At 67.6% G+C, this 21,969-nt stretch carries 15 protein-coding genes; 11 read left to right on the forward strand and 4 right to left on the reverse strand.

What is annotated here, in order from left to right:
* Positions 1-7: 7 nt before the first annotated feature.
* The 3 genes from KA383_18150 to KA383_18160 all read right to left on the reverse strand — a co-directional run bounded on the left by KA383_18150 (position 8) and on the right by KA383_18160 (position 6,198).
* On the reverse strand, positions 8-3,190 hold the full coding sequence (locus tag KA383_18150; GenBank protein MBP7748041.1) for an efflux RND transporter permease subunit: 3,183 nt from the start codon (positions 3,188-3,190) through the stop codon (positions 8-10).
* 12 nt (positions 3,191-3,202) lie between these two features.
* Positions 3,203-4,405, reverse strand: a complete 1,203-nt coding sequence (locus KA383_18155) for an efflux RND transporter periplasmic adaptor subunit (protein MBP7748042.1) — start codon at positions 4,403-4,405, stop codon at positions 3,203-3,205.
* A gap of 65 nt (positions 4,406-4,470) precedes the next feature.
* Positions 4,471-6,198 (reverse strand): efflux transporter outer membrane subunit, encoded by a 1,728-nt coding sequence (locus KA383_18160; GenBank protein MBP7748043.1) that lies wholly within the window; start codon positions 6,196-6,198, stop codon positions 4,471-4,473.
* Positions 6,199-6,469: 271 nt separating this feature from the next.
* On the opposite strand from KA383_18160, the gene KA383_18165 reads away from it, so the two are divergent.
* The 11 genes from KA383_18165 to KA383_18215 all read left to right on the forward strand — a co-directional run bounded on the left by KA383_18165 (position 6,470) and on the right by KA383_18215 (position 21,049).
* Positions 6,470-7,189 carry a TetR/AcrR family transcriptional regulator gene (locus KA383_18165; GenBank protein ID MBP7748044.1) on the forward strand — a complete coding sequence of 240 codons (720 nt, stop codon included), beginning with the start codon at positions 6,470-6,472 and terminating at the stop codon, positions 7,187-7,189.
* A gap of 632 nt (positions 7,190-7,821) precedes the next feature.
* Entirely contained in the window at positions 7,822-8,319 is a 498-nt protein-coding gene (locus KA383_18170) for a ferredoxin family protein (protein MBP7748045.1), read from the forward strand.
* 10 nt (positions 8,320-8,329) lie between these two features.
* Positions 8,330-9,520, forward strand: a complete 1,191-nt coding sequence (locus KA383_18175) for a radical SAM protein (protein MBP7748046.1) — start codon at positions 8,330-8,332, stop codon at positions 9,518-9,520.
* Positions 9,517-11,244, forward strand: coding sequence for a polyprenyl synthetase family protein (locus KA383_18180; protein ID MBP7748047.1), 1,728 nt, complete (start codon positions 9,517-9,519; stop codon positions 11,242-11,244). The genes KA383_18175 and KA383_18180 overlap by 4 nt, the downstream gene beginning before the upstream one ends.
* Complete coding sequence (locus KA383_18185) at positions 11,186-12,070, forward strand: hypothetical protein (protein ID MBP7748048.1); 885 nt, start codon at positions 11,186-11,188, stop codon at positions 12,068-12,070. The genes KA383_18180 and KA383_18185 overlap by 59 nt, the downstream gene beginning before the upstream one ends.
* The gene (locus KA383_18190; GenBank protein MBP7748049.1) at positions 12,067-13,950 is read left to right on the forward strand and encodes a squalene--hopene cyclase; all 1,884 of its coding nucleotides are present in this window, start codon (positions 12,067-12,069) and stop codon (positions 13,948-13,950) included. The genes KA383_18185 and KA383_18190 overlap by 4 nt, the downstream gene beginning before the upstream one ends.
* 149 nt (positions 13,951-14,099) lie before the next feature.
* On the forward strand, positions 14,100-14,567 hold the full coding sequence (locus tag KA383_18195) for a YXWGXW repeat-containing protein (protein ID MBP7748050.1): 468 nt from the start codon (positions 14,100-14,102) through the stop codon (positions 14,565-14,567).
* 179 nt (positions 14,568-14,746) lie between these two features.
* On the forward strand, positions 14,747-15,496 hold the full coding sequence (locus KA383_18200) for a hypothetical protein (GenBank protein MBP7748051.1): 750 nt from the start codon (positions 14,747-14,749) through the stop codon (positions 15,494-15,496).
* Between the two features lie 737 nt (positions 15,497-16,233).
* Positions 16,234-18,507 (forward strand): DUF11 domain-containing protein, encoded by a 2,274-nt coding sequence (locus KA383_18205; protein ID MBP7748052.1) that lies wholly within the window; start codon positions 16,234-16,236, stop codon positions 18,505-18,507.
* Positions 18,508-18,632: 125 nt separating this feature from the next.
* Positions 18,633-20,126, forward strand: coding sequence for a DUF11 domain-containing protein (locus KA383_18210; GenBank protein MBP7748053.1), 1,494 nt, complete (start codon positions 18,633-18,635; stop codon positions 20,124-20,126).
* Positions 20,127-20,266: 140 nt separating this feature from the next.
* Positions 20,267-21,049 carry a DUF11 domain-containing protein gene (locus tag KA383_18215; GenBank protein MBP7748054.1) on the forward strand — a complete coding sequence of 261 codons (783 nt, stop codon included), beginning with the start codon at positions 20,267-20,269 and terminating at the stop codon, positions 21,047-21,049.
* A 194-nt stretch (positions 21,050-21,243) separates the two neighbouring features.
* On the opposite strand, the gene KA383_18220 is transcribed toward KA383_18215, so the two are convergent.
* On the reverse strand, positions 21,244-21,969 hold a 726-nt coding region (locus KA383_18220), incomplete at its 5' end, for a hypothetical protein (GenBank protein MBP7748055.1).

A 21,969-nucleotide genomic window follows, 5' to 3' on the forward strand; every position in this document is an offset into this window, starting at 1 on the left:
GCAGTGCTCACGGCGCGCCCTGCGTGGCGCCGCTCGCCGCGCCCGGTTGGCTCGCGCGCTGGTCGCGGTACTTGCGGCCGAATATCTGGCAGACCACCACGAAGAACAGCGGAATGAAGAAGATCGCCAGAAATGTGGCCGTGGCCATCCCGCCCAGGACGCCGGTGCCGATGGCCGTTTGCGCGCCGGCGCCGGCCCCGGTCGCCGTGGCCAGCGGCAGCACGCCGAAGCCGAAGGCCAGCGAGGTCATGACGATCGGCCGCAACCTCAGGCGCGCGCCCTCGAGCGTGGCCTCCAGCAGGTGCCGGCCTTCCTCCACCTTCGCCATGGCGAACTGCACGATCAGGATCGCGTTCTTGGTGGTCAGCCCCAGCACGGTGAGCAGTCCGATCTGGAAGTACACGTCGTTGGGCAGCCCGCGCTGCGACGTGGCCAGGACGCCGCCGATGACGCCCAGCGGCAGCGCCAGCATGATTGAGATCGGTACGGTCCAGCTCTCGTAGAGGGCCGCCAGACACAGGAAGATCACGATCATCGAGAAGGCGTAGAGCAGCGGCGCCTGGGATGTTGCCATCCGTTCCTGGTAGGAGACGCCGGTCCAATCATGGCCAATGCCCTTGGGCAGCTTGGCCACGAGCTCCTCCATGGCCTGCATCGCCTCGCCGGAACTTCGCCCGGGCGGCGCTTCGCCCCAGATATTGATGGAGGGGAAAGCGTTGAAGCGCTGCAGGCTCGGCGAACCGTAGCTCCAGCGTCCGGAGGCGAACGCCTCGAAGGGCGTCATCGTCCCGGCCTGGTTGCGCACGTACAGACGCTCCAGGTCGCTGGGCAGCATGCGGTAGGGGGCGTCGGCCTGGACGTACACCCGCTTGACGCGCCCACCCTGGATGAAGTCGTTGACGTACGCGCTGCCGAACGCGGCCGAAATCGTGTTGTGGATGGCGTTGATCGGGATTCCCAGCGCGCCAGCCTTTTCCCAGTCTACGTCGATGCGATACTGCGGCACGTCTTCCAGGCCGTTGGGACGCACCTTCGTCAGGCGCGGATCCTGGGCCGCCATCCCCAGGAGCTGGTTGCGCGCCGCCATCAGGGCTTCGTGCCCCAATCCGCCGCGGTCCTGCAACTGGAAGTCGAACCCGCCTGCCTGCCCCAGCTCCACGACCGCCGGCGGCGGAAACGCAACCACGCGCGCGTTGCGGATCTGCGAAAACGCCTGCATGGCCCGCCCGACGACGGCGCCCACCTTGAGATCCGGCCGCGTGCGCAGCTCCCAGTCCTTGAGTTTGACGAACGCCATGCCGGCGTTCTGTCCGGCGCCGGAGAAGTTCCGGCCGGCCAGCGTCAGGCAGGAGGCCACGGCTTCCTGCTCATGCTCCTCAAAGTGCCTGCGGACCTGGCTCATCACCTCGCCCGTCTGCTCCAGGGTGGCGCCGGCGGGCAGCATGGCTTGCACGAACATGATGCCCTGATCCTCGTCGGGCAGGTACGCGGTGGGCATGCGCTGGAACAGGTGGCCCAGAGCCGCGACGATCAGCACGTAGATGAACAGGTAGGGTAGCTTCTGGCCGAGGATGTGTCCCACCAGCGCCTGATACCGGTCGCGCAGCCAGTAGAACGCGCGGTCGAACGCCAGGAAGAACGGTCGCAGCAGGAAGAACCCGCCCTCCGCCGCCTCGTGCCCCTTCGCCACCGGCTTCAAGAGCGATGCACACAGCACCGGCGACAGGATCAGGGCCACGACGACCGACAGCAGCATCGACGCGATTACCGTTACGGAGAACTGGCGGTAGATGACGCCGGTGGAGCCGCCGAAGAACGCCATCGGGCCGAACACCGCAGCCAACACCAGGCCGATGCCGATCAGCGCGCTGGTGATTTCGCGCATGGACTTGCGGGTGGCCTCGCGCGGCGGCAGGCCCTCCTCGCTCATGACGCGCTCGACGTTCTCGACGACCACGATGGCGTCGTCCACGAGCAGGCCGATGGCCAGTACCATCGCGAACATCGTCAGCATGTTGACCGAGAACCCGAACCAGGCCAGGACCGCGAATGTCCCCAGCAGCACGACCGGCACGGCGATGGTCGGAACCAGCGTCGCGCGAATGTTGCCCAGGAACAGGTACATTACCAGGAACACCAGCACGATCGCCTCGATCAGTGTCTTGATGACCTCGTTGATGGCCACGCGCACGAACGGCGTCGTGTCGTACGGATAGATCACCTGTATTCCGGGCGGGAAGTACCGGGACAACTCCTCCATCTTCTCCTTGACGGCTCGGGCTGTCTCGAGGGCGTTCGCGCCCGCGGCCTGGCGGATGGCCAGCGCCGCCGCTTCCTTGCCGTTGTGCAGCGCGTTCATCTCGTAGCGCTCGGTCCCCAGCTCCGTGCGCCCGACGTCCCGCACGCGCACCATCGAGCCGTCCGGATTGACGCGCAGCGGAATGGCGGCGAACTCCTCGGGCGTGCGCAGCAGGTTCTGCACGATGATCGACGCGTTGAGCCGCTGCCCGTCCACCGCGGGCGCCGCGCCGAACTGGCCGGCGGAGATCTCCACGTTGTAGGCGCGCAGACCCGCGATGACGTCGTCGATGGTGAGCTTGTAGTCCGTCAGCTTGTCCGGGTTCAGCCAGATGCGCATCGCGTACTGGGAGCCGAAGCTCTCGACCTCGCCCACGCCCGGCACGCGCGCCAGCACCTTCTCGATGTTGGCCTGCACGTAGTCGCGCAGGTCGTTGCCGTCCAGGCTGCCGTCTTCCGAGATCAGGCCCACCAGCAACAGGTAGTTGCGGGTGGACTTGCTGACCTTGATCCCCTGGCGCTGCACCACGTCGGGCAGGCTCGCCATCGCGAGCTGCAGCTTGTTCTGGACCTGGGCCCACGCGAGGTCCGGATCGGTCCCCGCGGTGAACGTCAGTTCGATGCGCCCGGCGCCCGACGCGTCACTGCTGGCGGTCATGTACAGCAGCTTGTCGAACCCGGTCATCTTCTGCTCGATGATCTGGATGACGCTGTTCTCGACGGTCTCGGCCGAGGCCCCGGGGTAGAACGCTTCGATAGCGATGGAGGGCGGTGCGATCGGCGGATACTGGGAGACCGGCAGGTTGTAGATCGCCAGCCCGCCCGCCAGCATCATGATGATGGCGATCACCCACGCGAAAACCGGGCGGTCCAGGAAGAAATTCGATAACACCAGGATACTCCGTCAGTTCGGCCGGCTGGCCGGGCTATGCGCGGCCCCGGCGCCGCGCTGCCCCGCCGCGCTCGCGAACGGCACGACTCTCACCGGGTTGCCCGGCCGCGCGTTGATCAGGCCCTCGACGATCAGGCGGTCGCCGGCCGAGAGACCGTCGGATACCAGCCACTGGTTGCCCAGCGCGCGATTGAGCGTGAGCTTGCGCTGCTGCACCGTGTCGGTCTCGTCCACGATCAACGCGATCGCCTCACCCTTGGGATTGCGGCTTACACCCTCCTGCGGCACAAGGATCGCCTGCTCGGCGGTGCCCTCCTGCACGCTCGCCCACACGAACATGCCCGGCAGGAGCAGGTGCTCCGGGTTCGGAAACACGATCCGCAGCGTGTACGACCCGGTGGTCGGCTCCACCGTGATGTCGCGGAACTGCAGCTTGCCTTCCAGCGCGTACGGCGTCCGGTCTTCGAGGAACAGGCGCACGACGCGCTGGTCACCGCTGGCGCGAAGTGCGCCGGATTCGAATTCGCGCTTCATACGCAGCAGTTCTGCCGACGACTGCGTCACGTCCACGTAGATCGGATCGAACTGGCGGATCGTCGCCAGCGCCGTCGGCTGGTTGGCGGTTACGAGCGCGCCGACGGTCACGTAGGACTTGCCGATGCGCCCGGAAATCGGCGCCGTAATTTGCGTGTAGGACAAATCGATCCGCGCGCTCTCCACCTCGGCCGCGCGCAGTTGGATGGTGGCCTCGCCCTGCTTCAGCGCCGCTACCGCTTCATCATAGTCCTGTTGACTGACCGCCCGTTCCGCCAGCGCGTTGGTGTAACGCTCCACGCGGGCCCGCAGCGCCGGCAACTGGGCCTCGGCAATAGCCAGGGCCGCCTGGGCTTGCGCGTGAATCGCCTGATAGCGCGCCGGGTCAAGCTGGTACAGTAAGTCGCCCGCGCTGACGTCCTGCCCTTCCTCAAAGTGCCGCGACTGGATAATGCCGCTCACCTGGGGACGGACCTCGGCTTCCAGGTACGCCGCTGTGCGGCCCGGCAATTCGGTGCTCAGCGATACGGCCTGCGGCGTAACCACGACCACGGCCACTTCGGGCAACTGCGGCGGCGGCCGCTGCGCGGGTGCGGCCGCCGGTTTGCAGCCCGACCCGAGTACGCCCGCGAGCACAAGCGGTACGAGAGTTACCCACGTGAACTTGATGCGTGTGAACATCCGCTACCTCACAATCCCGGCGGGGGAGCGTGCGATGGCGCTCGGCAGTCGCTCCCGGCCCGGACTCATTTCTGGTCCGTCGTGGTCACAGGCGGCGCGGCGTCGTCGTGCGGCTGGGCCTCCCAAGGCAACGTTGTCTGCCCGCCGGAGAAAAAGTAGTCCACCGGGTCCGCCAGCGCCGCGGACTGTTCACGCACGTCGTCGGCGGGCGGGGTTGTCTCGGGCGACCAGCCGCCACCCAGCGCCTTGTAGACGGCCACAAGGTTGACGGCCACCTGCCCGCGGCTCTGCGCGACCGCATTCTCCAGTTGCACCAGCGAACGCTGCACAACCAGCACACTCTCGAAATCCGTCAGCCCATCCTCGTAACGTTTTTCGGCGATCTGGACGGCCCGGCGGGCAGCCTCGGCTGCGCGCAGCAGCGCGTCGCGGCGCGTCTGCTCACGCTTGTAGGCGATCATGGCGGACTCGACTTCCTGCAACGCCCGCAACAGGGTTTGCTCGTACACGACGTAGGCCTGGTGCGTCGCCGCCTCCTGCGCCGCGATCCGGTTAAGGTTCCGCAAGCCGTCGAAGATGTTCCAGCGGACGGCGGGGCCAAGGCCGTACGTTACGCTCCGGCCGTCCAGCAGGTGATTGATATCCGTGGCTTCGAGTCCAAACGTTCCGGACAGCGTCAGGCGCGGATAGAGCTCCGCGGCGGCCACGCCGATCCGGGCTGTCTCCGCCGCGAGCCGCCGCTCTGCCGCCCGCAAATCCGGTCGCCGGCGCAGAATGTCCGTGGGGACGCCGACCAGGGTTTCCGCCGGCGGCTGCGGAATGGTCCGCGCGACGGACAGCTCGTCAAACAACGCCCCGGGCTCCTTGCCCAGCAGCACGCTCAAGCGGTAGATGGCCACCGTGAACCCGGTTTCCAGCAGAGGGAGTTCCGATTCCGTGGCGGCGAGGTTGGCCTCGGCCTGCCGGACGTCCAGCTCCGAAGTCAGCTCCGCATTGAGCCGGGCCTGCGTCAGCGACAACGTCTCCCTCTGGAGCTCGACGTTTTGTCGCGTGGCTTCAAGCTGGCTCTGCAGGGCCCGCAGGTCGATATACGTCGTGGCCACTTCCCCCAGCAGGCTGACGAGCACGCCGCGGTAGTCTTCGGTCGCGGCGGCGAGGTCAGCGTCAGCGGCTTCAACGTTGCGCCGGATCCCGCCGAACAGGTCGAGCTCCCAGGCAGAATCGAACCCGGTCGCGAACAGGTTCATGGTTGGCTGGTCGGCGAGATCGGTGCGGCTGGGGATGAGGCCGATCAGGCCGCCGGCCACCGAGTTCGTGATGCCGGGCACGCCGGGCACGGCGGAGGCCAAGTTCTGGCCGAGGATGCTGGTGGCGATGCCGCGGGAGACGGATTCGGTGAACCGCGCGCCCGGCCCGGGGGCCTCCGGGCCGCCGCCCAGGGGGCCGTTCGCGGACGACTGCGAAAGCTGGTAGCTGCCGCGGCCGCTGAGCGATGGCAGCAGCTCGCCGGCCGCGACGCCGCGCAGCGCGCGGGCCTGCCGGACGCGCAGCGCCGCGCTGCGGAGGTCGAGGTTGCCGGCGACGGCGCGCTGGATCAGGCTGGCGAGAGTGTCATCCTGGAAGACCTGCCACCATTGCTGCACGTTCGCGCTGCCGGACGCGAGCCCGTCGGTCGCCGCCTGGTGCCAGTTGGCGGGCAAGGTTGGCGTGGGGGCGTGGTAGGCCGGGCCGACGGTACAGCCGGCCAGTAGGCAGCCGAGTGACACAAGCGCCTGTGTGTGGGGATGTTTCATACGTACTTCCGTGGCTGCGATGCCGCGCGGGCGCAGCCGCACCGTATCCGTCGGCGTCGCGGGCGCCGCCGCGCTCCGGGGCTGGTGTTCTGCATCGCCGCCGGGGGGACGCTGCGGCAACGCCGATCCGGACGGCTGCTAATTCTACGGCGGCCCGGCCGCGTGTCAAACGGAATTTTCAATCTTATGTTTGACATCGGGCCGCGGCTGCGATATCCTGCCTCTGGAATGCCAGTGCACGGAATCCGCTCAGTCGCCAGGTAGACCACCGATGGACGCACCCCGTCACACCGCCGGCGCGGTCACGCGCGAGAAACTCATGGAGGCGGCCGGCGAGATCTTCGCCGAGAAAGGCCTGCACGGCGCGGTGATCCGCGACATCACGCAGCGCGCGGGTGCCAACATCGCCGCGGTGAACTACCACTTCCACGACAAGTTCGAGCTCTACGCGCAGGTGCTGCGGCACGTGCATGAAGGCGTGCTTACCACCCTGAACCAGCCGCTGACGGCGGGCACGCCCGAGGGGCGCGTGCGGCAACTGCTGTCCGGGATGCTCACGGTGGCGCTGGATCCGGCACGCCCGAAGTGGCACACGCGGCTGTTGGGGCGCGAGATGTTTCAGCCGACACCGGCGCTCGACCAGGTGCACGACCTCGTGCAAAGCCCGGCGCAGCGCCTGCGGGAAGCCGTGCGCGAGATCCGCCCGGATCTGCCGGAACGACAGGCCATGCTTGCGGTCTGCAGCATCGTGGCAACGTCGCTCTTTTACATCCACTATCGCCATATTGCGCGTCGTCTGTTTCCGACCCTGGCCGATCCGAGCGTCGCCACACTCGTCGAGCATGTGGTCGACTACACGCTCGCTGCCCTGCGCGGACTGCCGGCGAGCAACTTACCGGCACGCGTCAAACGCCGCACCACCGGGCGCCGCACCACGCCGCGGCCCGCCACGCGCTCCGGCCAGCGCAAACCCTCGCGCGGCGCGGATTAGCACCGGCGCCACGACCCGCCCCGGGCGAACTGTTGCCCGACAAGCGGCGGCGGGGTACATAACGATTGATGCTATGTCCGGCGCGCCGCCCGGTCGGACCCGGACAGTACAAGGCGCCATGCTGCGGTGCCACGCATAAGTCGATGCCCGGCTGAATGTTGAGCCCATCCACGGCTTCATCGCCGTGGTCTGGGGGGATTGGGGCCCGCTAGAATGGGCATGGTAGCGCGCGCGAGGATCAGATGATTGATGTGCCACAGCCCGAGTTGCACGAGACTTCCATTCTGTACTGTCACTGTGCCTACGCGCAGGTCGTCCCCGCAGCGGTGAAGGACGAAGTCCTACGCCGGCTGCTTGAGTTGGGCGTTGCGTTCCACGCTGTGCCGGACCTGTGCGCGCTGGCGGCCACGCGCGACCCCCGGTTGCCGCGCCTGGCGGCTGGCGGGCGACTGAAGATCGCGGCGTGCTTCCCGCGTGCGGTCCGTTGGTTGTTCGCCCGGGCCGGTGCGCCGCTGCCCGCTGACGGCGTCGAGATTCTGAACCTGCGGACCGCGACCGCGGACGAGGTGATCGCGGGTCTGCTCGGACCGGATCGCGCTCGCGGCGACACCAATCCGGGGGCACAGTCGGAAATGGCTGCCGCCCTGCGGGCCGCCGCCGGCGCGGGTCCGCCGGACGGATGGAAGCCCTGGTTCCCGGTCATCGACGGTGAGCGCTGCGTCAACTGCAAACAATGCTTGTCGTTCTGCCTCTTCAGCGTGTATGGCCTGTCGGAGCAGGGGCGGGTGGAAGTTCAGCGGCCGCGCAATTGCAAGACCGATTGCCCCGCGTGTGCCCGCGTCTGCCCCGAGGCGGCGATCATCTTTCCGAAGTATGGGGCCGCGCCGATCAACGGCGACCAGGTCCGCCCCGAGGACCTGCGGCGCGAAGCCGTGGGGATCAACGTCTCGGCGCGGCTGGGCGGCAACATCCACCAGGTCCTGCGCGACCGCAGCGCCCAGGTGAAGCCGCGGTTTTCGCCGCAACAGGATGAAGCGCGAGCGCTGGAAGAGCGGCGGCGTTGCCTTGAGAAGTTCCAGGGTACGCAAGGCACGCTGGCCGAAGGACCTCCGTCACCGCCGGCGGAATAAGGACGCGCGCATGCTGCTGGCCCTGACGAAGCGGATGCTGACGGAGGTGGACCGGCGCGCCCTGTGGAAGTTCGCCTGGAACTTCGGGTTTCACGGCCTGCGGGCGGTGCAGCGGTTCAAACGCCGCTTGCGGGCCGGCGTGCATTTCCCACCGTTCATATATGTGTCCATCATCAACTCGTGCCAGCTCCGCTGCCAGGGCTGCTGGGTGGACGTCGACGCGCCGCGGCAGATGATCACGCTGGACGAGATGAAGCGTCTGATCGCCGAGGCCCGGCGGCACGGCAATCGCTTCTACGGTCTGCTAGGGGGTGAGCCGTTCCTGCATCCGCAGTTATTCGAGATCCTCGAGGCCCACCCGGACTGCTACTTCCAGATTTTCACGAACGGGCACCTGCTGACCGATGAAGCCGCGCGCCGGCTCCGGGCGGTCGGCAACGCGACGCCGCTCGTCAGTATCGAAGGCTCGGAGGCGGTGAGCGACGCGCGTCGGGGGCGGTCGCAGGTGCTGGCGCGGACGCTCGCCGGGTTGGAGAATTGCCGGAAACACAAGCTGCTCTTCGGCGTGGCCACCAGCGTTTGCCAGACGAATTTTGACCTCGTGAGCGAAGCGTGGCTGCGGCGGCTGATCGAGCTGGGTGTGCACTATGTTTGGTTCTACACATACCGTGTCGTGGGGCCGCAGCCGACCCCCGAGCTGGCCCTGAGCCGGGAGCAGGTGCGGCACCTGCGTGATTTCACCGTTGCCATGCGGGGCCGGCTGCCCATCGGGATCGTCGACGCCTACTGGAACGACCGCGGGGAGGCCCTGTGCCCGATGGCGATCGGCATCAGCCACCACATCGGCCCGGGTGGGCATGTCGAGCCGTGCCCAATCATCCAATTTGCGGCCGAGAACATCCGCGACCACGACAGCCTCTATGATCTACTGACTCGGTCGGAATTTGTCCGCGACTGTCGGGAGACGGCGGCGGCGACGACGCGCGGGTGTATCCTGTTGGAACGCCCCGACGTGCTGCGGGAGCTGGTTCGCCGGCACGCAGCGGTGGACACGACCCAGCGGGCGACGGGTCTGGCCGAGCTCGCGGCGCTGGTGCCGCGTGGCAGCCAGCACGATCCCGAGCACCAGGTCCCGGAGGAGCACTGGCTGTACCGGTTTGCGAAGCGGCACTGGTTTTTCGGATTCGGCGCGTACGGATGAAACGTGACGATTCGGCGATGAATGGCTCACGCCCCGCCCGGCCGGCGCCGGCGGAGCGGACCCGCCCGCCGCAGGAGGGTGTTCCGCCAACGCGCGCGGAGCGCGAGCGCCTGCGGCAGGCGGCGCGGGCGTACGTGGCGTCCGCGCGCCCGGTGCCGCCGCTGTCGCTCGACGAACTGCATGCGCATGCTGCGCGGCTCGGTGCCGGTCTCGGCCTCAACGGGCAGTACCGGAACTTCGCCGCGGTGTTGCTCAACAGCGAAACCTGGCGCGACGCGCTGGCGCGGGTGCCCTATCAGCGGCGCCTGTTGCTCCTGCCCAAGTGTCTGCGCGTGGCGGAGACGTGCCCGGCCCCGTTCGACGAGTTGGGGTTGATCTGCCAGGGCTGCGGAAGCTGCGCGATCCATGCGCTACAGACCGAGGCCGAGCAGCTTGGCTACGCCGTCCTGTGTGCCGAGGGCTCGGCCCGCGTCATGGAGATCATCCAGACCGGCCGCATCGACGCCATCATCGGCGTGAGTTGCCTGTCCGTGCTGGAGAAGGCGTTTCCGCACATGCAGTCGGCGGGCATCCCCGGCGTCGCCATCCCGCTCCTGCAGGGTGATTGCCGCGACACGTCGCTCGATCTGGACTGGGTCTGGGAAGCCATTCACTTGACCAGTGCCGACCGCACCTACCGCCTCGATCTGGATGCGCTGCGCCACACCGTGGAGGCCTGGTTCACGCCGGCTGCGCTGGAGCACATCATGGGGCCGGAGCAGTCGCCGACCGAACGCGTCGCGCGCGACTGGCTCGCGCGGGCCGGCAAACGCTGGCGGCCGTTCCTGACGGCCTGCACGTACACCGCGCTCGCACCGGACCCACAGGCCGCGCTGCCGGATGCGGTGCGGCAGATTGCCGTTGCGGTGGAGTGTTTCCACAAGGCGTCGCTGGTGCACGATGACATCGAGGATGGCGACGACCGGCGGTACGGGGCGCCGACCTTGAACGCGGAACATGGCGTGCCGGTGGCGCTGAATGTGGGGGATCTATTGCTGGGCGATGGGTATCGGCTGCTCGCCGCACTGGATGCGCCGCCGGCCGTGCGGACCGAAATGGTACGCATCGCGGCCGCGGGGCAGCGCACGTCGTGCCTCGGGCAGGGTGCGGAACTCGCCTGGGTGCGCGACGGCGGGCCGCTGTCGTCGAGCGCGGTGCTGGAGATCTTTCGCCAGAAGACCGCGCCGGCGTTCGAGGTAGCGCTCCGGCTGGGTGCGGCGTACGCCGGCGCGACGCCCGAGGTGGCCGAGGTGCTAACGCAGTACAGCGCGGCGCTGGGCGTGGCCTATCAAATCCGCGACGATCTGGAGGATCTGGAGCCCGGGCACGCGCCGGACGATCTGACCGGCCTGCGTCCGTCGTTGCCGTTGGCTGTAGCGCTGGAACGCACGACCGGCGACGTGCGCGCGGCGATCGAGGTCTCGTCGCGTCAGCCCGGTGCGCTGGGTGAGCGGCTGCGCGGGATCATCGCGGAGTCGGGCGCCGAGCAGCACTGCCGGGCGTTGCTGGACGCGTACCGCGCGGAGGCGCTCCACTGCCTGGCGGGGCTGGAAAACCCGAGCCTGCGGGGGTTGTTGCGCCGCGTCGTCGCCAAGATCTACGGGGTCGATCTCAAGGGCTGGTGTCGTGAGTCTGCGTCTCGACATGCTGCAAGCCGCCCGGCGGGCGCCGCGTCTGCTGGGTGAGTCGGCGGACCTGGTCCGGCGTTTCTTGCGGAGCCAGATGAACGCGGACGGCGGGTTTCGCGACCGGGCCGGCGTGAGCGACGTTTATTACACGGTCTTCGGGTTGCAGGGCTTGGTGGCTTTGGACGGCGATGTGCCCTTTGACGCCGTGGCCCGCTACCTTGCCGGACTGGGGTCCGGTGAGCAGTTGGACTTGGTTCATGCTGCGTGCCTCGCGCGCTGCTGGGCCGCATTGCCGGCGGAGCTGAAATCGCGGGCGCCACGGGCGGAGCTTCTGCGTCACGTGGCGACGTTTCGCAGTGGTGACGGGGCGTACGATGCCCGCCCGGGCAGCCCGCGCGGCACGCTCTACGGCTGCTTCCTTGCACTCGGTGCCCACGAAGACTTGGGCGCAGCCCTTCCCGCGCCGGCAGCCGTCCTGGCCTGTATCGAACGGCTGCGGGCCAGCGACGGGGGCTACGCCAACGATGACGAGCTGCCGGTGGGGCTGACGCCGACCACCGCGGCGGCCATTGCGTTGCTGCAGAGCCTTAGCCAGCCGGTGCCGGCCGAACTCGGTGCGTGGCTCTTGGCACGGCACCACGCGGCGGGCGGGTTCTTTGCGACGCCGGTAGCGCCACTGCCGGATTTGCTTTCGACGGCCACAGCGTTGCATGCGTTGCGCAGCCAGCAGGCAGACCTGACGGCGGTACGCGAACCGTGCCTGGACTTTCTTAACAGTCTTTGGACCAATCGCGGCGCGTTCTACGGCAACTGGACCGACGACGTGGCGGATTGTGAGTACACGTTCTATGCGCTGCTGGCGCTGGGGCACTTGAGCCCATGAGCGCCGCCGCGGCTACGACCGCTGCGGTTGCCGAGACGCTGGCGAATGCCCGACAGTGTCTGCTGGCGGCGCGCACCAGCGCCGGGCATTGGGAGGGCGAGTTGTCCAGCAGCGCGCTGTCCACGGCGACGGCGTCCTTCGCGCTGGGGTTGTACGCCGGGCGCTCCGCGTGCGCCGAATGTCGCCGGCTCAGCGCGGCCGGGGCTGCGTGGCTGGCGCACCATCAGAACGCCGACGGCGGTTGGGGCGATACGCCCGACAGCGCGAGCAACATCAGCACGACCGTCCTCTGCTGGGCCGCCCTGCACGCGATCGGCGGCGCTGCGAATGTGCAGAACGCCCGTGCCCGCGCCGATGCCTGGCTGACCCGTGCGGCCGGCGCGCTCGACCCGGACACGCTGACACAAGCGATCGTCCACCGCTACGGCGATGACCGCACATTCTCGGTACCCATCCTCACGATGTGTGCGCTCGCCGGGCGGTTGGGGCCGGATGCACAGGCGTGGCCGCGCGTGATGCAGTTGCCGTTTGAACTCGCGGCCCTGCCGCAGTTCTGGTTCCGCTTCCTGCAGTTGCCCGTGGTGAGTTACGCGCTGCCCGCGCTGATTGCGATGGGGCAGGTGCGGCACTTTCGGCGGCCCGCGCGGAACCCGCTGCTGCGCGGGCTGCGCTGGGCGCTGCACGGCCGCACGCGGCGCGTCCTCGAACAGATTCAGCCGCCGGACGGCGGCTTCCTGGAGGCTACGCCGCTGACGAGCTTCGTAGTCATGAGTCTGATCGGTAGTGATCAGGCCGCTGGTCCGGTCGCAACGCGCGGCGTGCAGTTTCTCAAGAGTTCAGTACGCGCCGACGGAAGCTGGCCGATAGACACCAACCTGGCCACCTGGGTGACGACGCTGTCGGTGAATGCGCTTGCGGCCGGCGGGGTGGTGCTTGCACGCAGCAGCCAAGCAGAGCTTTGCTCTCCCCGGGAGTGCGAGTCGCTGGGAGCCGGCGAGCAGGAGGTGGTCAGGGCTTGGCTGCTCAATCAGCAGCATCGGCAGCGGCACCGCTACACCGGCGCCGATCCGGGCGGCTGGGCCTGGACGGACCTGGCCGGCGGCGTGCCGGACGCGGATGACACCGCCGGGGCGCTCATCGCGCTGCGCAGCCTCGGCGAACCCGACGGGGCGACAATTGCCGCCGCGACCGACGGAGTGCGTTGGCTGCTGGGTTTGCAGAACCGCGATGGCGGCATTCCGACATTCTGTCGCGGCTGGGGGCGCCTGCCGTTTGACCGCAGCGCGCCGGAACTCACCGCCCACGCGCTGCTGGCCTGGCGCGCCTGGCACGACCTTTTGCCAGCCCCGCTCGCGCATGCGGTCGGCCACGCCGCTCAGAGAGCTCTGCAATGCCTGCGCCGGCAGCAGCGGCCAGAGGGTGCCTGGGTGCCGCTCTGGTTTGGCAATCAGGCAGCGCCGCACGAAGAGAATCCGACGTATGGCACCGCGCGCGTCGTGCTGGCGCTGGGCCGCTGCTGCGATCGCACGACGCCCGCGGTGCGCGCGCTGCTGCCGGGCGGTGTGCGCTGGCTGCTGACGGCGCAGAACACGGATGGCGGCTGGGGCGGCGCGGCGGGCGTGTCGTCGACCATCGAAGAAACCGGCCAGGCCGTGCAGGCACTCGCCGCCGCATCGGCGCACTCCGGCGTTGCGGACCGCGGCGACGCCATCGTCACTGCGCTCGATCGTGGTGCACGGTGGCTGGTTCAGGCCACACAGGGCGGACGGCGCTTCCCGGCCGCGCCGATCGGTCTGTACTTCGCTCGGCTGTGGTATGCCGAACGGCTGTATCCGCTGATCATGACCGTCGCCGCGCTCGGTGGGCTGCGCCGCCCGTAGGCCCGCGCGCTGCGCGCCGGCGGACAGACCGCGCGAGCGGTCCTTGCGGTGGCACTGGCGGCGACCTGGTTCTTGGGATTAGAATCCCGGCTGCAATTGCCGATTTCGTGGACGGCTTGGCGATCAACAGCGACCTCAGGAGAGATGTGATGATTGGGTGGCGAACTGCGTTCGGCGCTGTCGTCTGTGGCGTCGTCTTGAGCAGTCTGCAGCTCGGCTGCGGCGACGATCGTCGCAAAGTGAGGGTACATGAGGACCGGCCCCGAACCGTGGTCGTGGAACGCGAGGCGCCGTCGCGCGTGATGGTGGTCGAGCCCCGCGAGGATCGAATGGTGGTCATCCAGCGGAACGAGCCGGATGTCGTCGTAGTGCGCGAGAAACCGCGCGCGGTTCACATTGTGCGCGAAGCGCCGCCCAAGGTCATTCATGAGATGCGCCCGCCGCGGCCGTCCTATCCGCACGTGTGGGTCAACGGCTACTGGTCGCGTGAAGGCGACCAGTTCGTGTGGATCAAGGGACACTACGTGAAGGCCCGCAGCGGATACCGGTATGAGCCGGCGCGCTGGATACGTACCCGGCAGGGCTGGGAACTGAGAGAAGGCTATTGGCGCCGCTAGTTCGCGCGCCCGGCTCCCCGCGCGGCAGTGCCGTGCCCGCCCCGGTCACCGGAACATCGGCGGCCTGATGCGCGCTCGTCACTACCTGGGACCACCGGCATGATTCGCCGGCGCGGTCGCGTGCGAGCCATGGTGCCGGTCGTGCTGCATGGCTGCCTGGGCGACGACGGGAATTGACTATGTACGGTTCCATCCATCGCCGGCCGATTCTGGCGGGACTGTGTGCGCTGGCCTTGCTGGCGAGTGCCACCGGCTGTGAAACGGCGCGCGCTAGGGTGCTGCGCCCGACCTGCCAACGTGTCGAGCAGGGAGACGCGCTGGTGGCGCTGACGTTCAAATCCACGATCGAAACCGAGGGGATCGTTGGCGAGCAGCTTGTGTACGAGGTCAGCCTGCGCAACGCGGCACTGCGGCCGATCAAGTCGACCGACGGCCGTTACCAGAACAAAGCCGGCGCGGTGGCGGCCAGCAAGACGCTCATGGTGCTGCAGAACCCGACCACGTTCGAATCCGTGCCCCTGACGATTCCCGTGGAGCAACTTCAGATCCGCAAGGGCGACTGGCCCGTCTCAGCAGTCTTTCGCCTCTACAACATCTCCGGGGAGTGCATCGCCCAGGCATCATGCCCGGTGCCGTCTCAGCCCGCCCGGCGTGCCGCGGTTGCGACGGAAGCACCAGCCAGACCGGCGCCGGTGCCGGACCGACGGGCAACCTCGCAGCCGACAACTCGGCCGAAGCCCCAGCCCACTGTCACGCCAACCACAACCACCCGGCCGACTACCCGGCCAGCCACCTGGCCGACTGCCCAGCCAACCACGCAGCCGACGGCCGAGCCGACGACGCGACCGGCGAAACCGCGCCCGGAACCAGTAGAACCAGTGTCGCCGCGACCGGCTCGACCCACTCGTCCGCGTGGTCGGACGGGTTGACCGGATCGCGCGGCGTGGACAAATTCGCGCCCGCGCGCGACCTGGCAAGGCGTTAGAGCCTAGAAAACGATTTCACCTCCAAGGATCCCTAGCAAAACGTACGTGCCGCCGGGCGCGACGTTTGCGTGCATGTTTGGCGCGACGTTCAACCTTGGTCGGCAGCGTCGTCCCACCCACGGCGCTGCGTGACGCCGGAGCGTCAGCCGGTTGTCTAAGGTGATCACCCAGTTGGCGGTTTTCCGTCTCTCTGACGCCTGTAATTGTGGTGCCGACGCAACATCCCATGGGGCAACCGGGCGGTGTCGGTGAGCGGTGTGTTTGGTCGTGGTGGCGTTTTGGCGAGCGTCGGCGTCCAGACGCCGCGCCGAGTCAGCGCCGCACGCAACGCGACTCTTGGCATTCGAAGCCATTGCGGGACGCACTCTTATGCGAGTGACCGAATGCAATTCGCGCGGGATTAGCCGCTTGACGGCAAGTTGGGCCTAGTTATAGTGAACGTGAAGTTTGGGTGCAACCCGCTCCGGGTTGGCATGTCGGACGGCTGTCGAAAGGCAGCTTTTGAGCATCGGGTTTTGGCGCGGCAGATGACAACCGGCGTGGGTTGCCGATAGAAACGGAAGCGTTTTTTTGTGCGGCGCTCGAAGGAAAAGCCTGCCGGCGTGAGCGCATAAACAGGTCTTCGTAAGATACCTCTGAAAGTCTTCGATGTCGCAAAACTGAAGCAGAAGGAGTCAGCGATGATTGGACGAGTGGTCGGAACTTGCGGTCTGGTGGTGGCGGTGTTGCTCATGGTTACCGCCGCGGGTTGTCGGGACACGGTCCCGCACTCGTTCGTCTGGGCTGCCGGGGGTGACGTGCAACAGACCCATGCGAAGCCGCCAGAAGGTGGGTATTACACGAACTGGGATCCGTTCGCGGTGTCGCTGGAAGTGACGCCGATCGAGGACGTCAATCCGGTTCGCACTCAGCATGTGCTGGTCGCGACGGTCAAGGACAAGGACGGCAAGCCGCTGCCCAACCGCCGCGTCGAGTGGATCATCGCCGACGGCAGCATCGGCAACATCATCGAAGTGGACGAGAGCGGCGTCCGCGCGAGCCGCGGGTACAAGGTCACCGAGCGCTACGCGGTCTCCCATACCAACAATTTCAAGCACGTGCTCGACCGCGGCACCGATGATCCGTCCGACGACATCCAGCTCGAGCCGGGACAGACCTGGTGCACCATTACATCGCCCGTTGAAGGCGATACGCACATCATCGTCTACGCGCCGGGCATCTACGACTGGAACAAGCACAAGGTCTTCGCGGTCAAGCACTGGTACGACGTCCAGTGGGAGTGCCCGCCGCCGGCCACCAACCCGACCGGTACGACGCACGACTTCGCGACCGTCGTCAAGAAGTACTCCGACGGCTCGCCGCTGGCGGACTACATTGTGACTTACAAGATCCTTGACGGTCCGGCGGGCGTCTTCGAGCCGGGTGGCGGCACCACCGCGACGGTGAAGACCGATGCCACGGGCGTGGCGAAGGTCACGCTCCGGCAGGTGACGCCGGCCGAGGGCACCAACAATATCGCGATCGAGATCTGGCGGCAGGAATGCGGCGAGTGCAAGCCGCAGGTGCACATCGCGAACTGCCAGACCGCCAAGACCTGGATCGGACCGAAGATCGCGTGCAACAAGACCGCGCCGGCGTCGGTGCTGGCCGGCCAGCAGTTTGAGTACAACATCACGGTCTCCAACCCCTCGCAGGTCGAGGCCAAGGACGTGGTGGTGACGGACAACCTGCCGGATGGCATCAGCTTCGTGTCCGCCAACCCGACGACCAGTGCCAGCGGCCAGTCGCTGTCGTGGAACCTGGGTTCGGTCGCCGGCGGTGCGTCGAAGTCGATCAGCATCCAGGTAAAGGCGACCAAGACCGGCAAGTTCGAGAACTGCGCCGAGGTCAAGGCGGCGATGAACCTGTCCACGCGCTGCTGCGCGAGCACGGTCGTCACGTCGCCGAAACTGGTCATCGAGAAGCGCTGCCCCGAGGCGGTGACCCTGTGCGACCCGATCGAATACGTGATCGTCGTGCGCAACACCGGTGACGGCCCGGCCAACAACGTCCAGGTCACCGACAACCTGCCGGACGGCGTCACCACGACCGACGGCAAGACGTCGGCGGTCAGCAACGTCGGCACGCTCGCGGCGGGCCAGTCGAAGGAAATCCGCATCAGTGCCAAGGCCAACCGCACCGGCCGGTTCGAGAACCGGGTCATGGCGAAGGCCGACGGCGGGCTGACGGCGGAGGCGAGCTGCACCACGGTGGTCAGCAAGCCCGAGCTGGCCGTGACGAAGACCGGACCGGAGATGCGCTACATCGGCCGCCCGGCGGTCTATGAAATCACGGTCACGAACAAGGGTGACGCTCCGGCGCGCGACACGGTCCTGACGGACACCGTGCCGGCGGGTCTGGAGTTCACCTCGGCCAGCGACGGCGGCAGCTTCGCCGGCGGCCTGGTGACGTGGCGTATGGGTACGCTGGAGCCCGGTGCCAGCAAGAAGGTCACCGTGACACTGAAGCCGCTCTCGGCCGGCACCGTGAAGAACGTGGCCACGGCCAAGGCGTTCTGCACCGAGGCCAGCGCGGACACGACCATGCCGATCAAGGGTGTGCCTGCGATTCTGCTCGAGTGCGTCGATGACCCCGACCCGATCGAGGTCGGTGGGCAGGTGACGTACACCATCGTCGTTACCAACCAGGGTTCGGCGGATTGCACCAACATCGTGATCGACTGCACGCTGCCGAACGAGCAGGAGTACGTCTCCAGCGACGGTCCCGCCAAGGCGACGGCTTCCGGCAAGAGCGTCAAGTTCGCACCGGTGGCGACACTCGCGCCGAAGGCGCGGCTGGTGTACAAGGTGGTCGTCAAGGGTGTGAAGGAAGGTGACGTGCGGTTCACGACCGTACTCACCGCTGACTTCATCACGGAGCCGGTGCAGGAGACCGAGAGCACGCATATTTACTAACCGGCTCGGCTGTTAAGAACCCTCCGAGGGGTGCCGAGCGGAACGCTCGGCACCCCTCGTGCCTTTTGCGGAGCACGTGTTTCCGCCGGCGGCAGGGCCGCGGGGACGAGTAGGGAGAGCGACACATGTGTACGTATGTACGGACGGCAAGCTGGCTGGCGGTCCTGGCGGCCGGCGCCTGGAGTGCGTTTGCCCAACAGCGCACAGCGCCGCCCCCAGCCCCGGCGCGCTCGGCGGTGGTTCGCACCGAGGTGGCCTATCCCACGGGCGATCGGTCCTCGGCGGTCCTGCTGTTGGAGCGTTTCACGCCGCGCGAGGTGCGCGCCGGCCTGGACCTGGAATACCAGATCAAGCTCACCAACGTCACGCGCATCGATCTGCGCGACGTCGAGCTCGTCGAGCAGTTCCCGCTGAACTTCGCGCCGCGCGCGTCCGACCCGAAGGCGAGCCTGACCCCGGAGCGGACCGCGCGCTGGAAATGGCCGCGCCTGAACGCCGGAACCACCGAGACCATTCGTGTCCGCGGTTCCACCACGTCGGCGGGGGAGCTGCACTTCTGCGCGACCGTCAGTTTTGCGACGGTGATCTGCGCCAACACGAACATCGTCGAGCCGCAACTCGCCCTCACCAAGTCGTTGCCGCCGGAGGCACTGGTTTGTGATCCGATTCCCTTGCGGCTGGTGGTCAGCAACAGTGGCACGGGCGCGGTGCAGAACGTGCGCATCACCGACGCGCTGCCGGACGGCCTGACGACGGCCGACGGCAAGTCGGGCTTTGCCATCGACGTGGGCGAGCTGGGCCCCGGGCAGGCGCGTGAGTACAGCGTGGGCCTGCGGGCCACGCGGCTGGGTGAGATCGTCAACACGGCGCGGGCGCAGGAGGAAGGGGGCTTGACGGCCGACGCGTCCGCGCGGGTCGTGGTCCGGCAGCCGGTGCTCGCCATCACCAAGCGCGGGCCGGACGTGCGTTTCCTCGGGCGGCCGGCGACGTTTGAGATCACGGTGCTCAACACCGGCGACGCACCGGCCCGCGACGCAGTCCTGACGGACCCGTTGCCGGCGGGCACGGAACTCGTCGCGGCGGACGGCGGCCAACTGGTCGGTGGCAACGTCGTCTGGCAACTGGGGACGCTGGAGCCCCGGGCAGCGCGGACCGTGCAGCTCACCCTCAAGCCCAACGTCATCGGCACCATCGAGAACGTCGCCACCGTGGAGGCGTATTGCGCGCGGGCGACCGCGGCCGCGCGGCTGGAAATCCGCGGCATCCCGGCCATCCTGCTTGAAGTGGTGGATCACCCCGATCCCATCGAGATCGGCAGCGATGTGACCTACACCATTGAAGTCACCAACCAGGGCTCGGCCGTCGGCACCAACATCGTCGTCGACTGCGCGTTGCCGGCCGAGCTGCAGTATGTGTCGGCAAACGGACCGGTGTCGTTCCAGGCGGACGGTCCGAGCATCCGGTTTGCCCCGTTGGCGGCGCTCCCGCCGAAGGCGACGGTCACATACCGGGTGGTTGCCAAGGGCCTCCAGGAAGTCGATGCGCGCTTCAAGGTCACCCTGCGGAGCGACCAGACGACCAGCCCGGTCGAGGAGACTGAAAGCACGCACATTTATTGATGCCGGGCGCGCTGCACGCGTCCGCACGCCCGCGCGAGCGCGGGTCCAGACGGTTTTAGTCCTGGCGGGCACGCGCGCCGCACGTTGTCGTGGGCGCGCTCTGCCGGCCGCTTCACATCCACCATCAGGAGAGCTGTGTCATGAAGCTTCGCAGAACATTGGCCCTTGGAACGATCGTGCTTCTCGCGGTCCAGTTCGCCGCTGCGCAGACCGAGCAGCCCGCAACGGGCGCACCGCATCTCGAGCTCACCAAGAAATGCCCGAATCTCCGCTACGTCGGACGTGACGCCACGTTCGAGCTGGGCCTCACGAATCGCGGCACGGGGACGGCCTTGAATGTCGTCGTGATCGACACCCTGCCCGCCGGCGTGGAGTTCATCAGCGCGGACAACGACGCGCAGCGTGAAGGCAGCAACGTAGTCTGGCGCCTGGGCAACCTCGACGCCGGCCAGAGCCGGACGCTGAAGATCAACGTCCGCTGCAACCAGATCACGACGGTGCGCAACGTGGCGAAAGTCACCTACTGCGCCGAGGCGCAGGCGATGTGCGAGTTCCCGGTGAAAGGCGTCGCGGCGATCCTGCTGGAGTGCGTGGACGATCCTGATCCGATCGAAGTCAACGGCCAGATGACCTACACGATTACCGTCACGAACCAGGGCTCCGAGACGGGCACGAACATCGCGCTGGAGTGCGTGCTCCCCGCCGAGGAGGAGTTCGTGAAGGCCGGCGGCGCCACCGAAGGCAAGGCGGATGCCAAGACGGTCAAGTTTGCCCCGCTGCCGACCCTGGCGCCGAAGGCGAAGGCCGTCTGGACCGTGACGGTCAAGGGTGTGAAGGAAGGCGATGCCCGTTTCCGCGTCAACCTGACCAGCGATCAGATTGCTGAGCCGGTCATGGAGACCGAGAGCACGCATATCTACTAGACCGCCGACGCGTTACGGAGCGCCCGCGGGTCCGCCCGCGCGTCCCCGTCGCCGCTGGCGCCCCCCGTGGCAAAGCACGTGGGTTGCGCTATTCATTTGCGTCGCGCGCCGTGCCTCTGCGATCACGCCGAGGCACGGCGCGTGAGCTTTTTAGCCGGGGGCGCTCCAGTCGCCCAGTCGCTGTCCAACCTGTCTTACGGCGGGCAGTCGCAGTCGCCGTTGCTCAGGCAGTTCACGAACCAGTTGATGTCCTGGAAGCCGGTGCCGCCGTCGCAGTTCATATCGCCCGCGAGAATGTCGCAGTCCGGGTAGTTCTGCATGTACGTATCCGGGTTGCTCAGCGCCAACACGAACGGGTTGATGTCGGCGAAGCTCACGAGCCCGTCACAGTTCAGATCGCCGCGCAGCGGCGGCTGCGGGCATGGGTTGGGGTTGCAGACCGTGTCGTTGCCTTGATACGACCCCGTCGCGGTTTCGCACGCGATGATGGTCAGAAGCTCGCAGTGACCGTCGTCGAAGCAGCAGGCGCCGATGGGTTGTGTGCACGGGTTGGGTTCGCAGGCTAGATCCATCATCCAGGTCTCGCCGCCAGCGGACGTGCAGTCTGCCTCGGTGAGTTGCTGGCAGGTGCCATCGTGGAAGCAGCAGGCGCCCGTGGGCTGCACACACAGGTTCGGCGTGCAGGACTGGTCCATGGTCCAGGCTTCACCGCCGGCTGCGGTGCAGGCCGCCTCGGTAAGCTGCTGGCAACTCCCATCATGGAAGCAGCAAGCGCCGACCGGCTGCGCACACGGGTTCGGCGTGCAGGACTGGTCCATGGTCCAGGCTTCACCGCCGGCTGCGGTGCAGGCCGCCTCGGTAAGCTGCTGGCAACTCCCATCATGGAAGCAGCAAGCGCCGACCGGCTGCGCACACGGGTT

The sequence above is a fragment of the Phycisphaerae bacterium genome, from assembly GCA_017999985.1.
Lineage (GTDB): Bacteria > Planctomycetota > Phycisphaerae > UBA1845 > Fen-1342 > JAGNKU01.

Excerpts from the sequence above, each read along its gene's own strand:
- KA383_18205 (MBP7748052.1), top strand. The coding sequence starts at position 16,234 with ATGATTGGACGAGTGGTCGGAACTTGCGGTCTGGTGGTGGCGGTGTTG.
- KA383_18180 (MBP7748047.1), top strand. The coding sequence starts at position 9,517 with ATGAAACGTGACGATTCGGCGATGAATGGCTCACGCCCCGCCCGGCCG.
- KA383_18200 (MBP7748051.1), top strand. The coding sequence starts at position 14,747 with ATGTACGGTTCCATCCATCGCCGGCCGATTCTGGCGGGACTGTGTGCG.
- KA383_18195 (MBP7748050.1), top strand. The coding sequence starts at position 14,100 with ATGATTGGGTGGCGAACTGCGTTCGGCGCTGTCGTCTGTGGCGTCGTC.
- KA383_18160 (MBP7748043.1), bottom strand. The coding sequence starts at position 6,198 with ATGAAACATCCCCACACACAGGCGCTTGTGTCACTCGGCTGCCTACTG.
- KA383_18190 (MBP7748049.1), top strand. The coding sequence starts at position 12,067 with ATGAGCGCCGCCGCGGCTACGACCGCTGCGGTTGCCGAGACGCTGGCG.
- KA383_18215 (MBP7748054.1), top strand. The coding sequence starts at position 20,267 with ATGAAGCTTCGCAGAACATTGGCCCTTGGAACGATCGTGCTTCTCGCG.
- KA383_18210 (MBP7748053.1), top strand. The coding sequence starts at position 18,633 with ATGTGTACGTATGTACGGACGGCAAGCTGGCTGGCGGTCCTGGCGGCC.
- KA383_18170 (MBP7748045.1), top strand. The coding sequence starts at position 7,822 with ATGGCTGCCGCCCTGCGGGCCGCCGCCGGCGCGGGTCCGCCGGACGGA.
- KA383_18175 (MBP7748046.1), top strand. The coding sequence starts at position 8,330 with ATGCTGCTGGCCCTGACGAAGCGGATGCTGACGGAGGTGGACCGGCGC.
- KA383_18155 (MBP7748042.1), bottom strand. The coding sequence starts at position 4,405 with ATGTTCACACGCATCAAGTTCACGTGGGTAACTCTCGTACCGCTTGTG.
- KA383_18165 (MBP7748044.1), top strand. The coding sequence starts at position 6,470 with ATGGACGCACCCCGTCACACCGCCGGCGCGGTCACGCGCGAGAAACTC.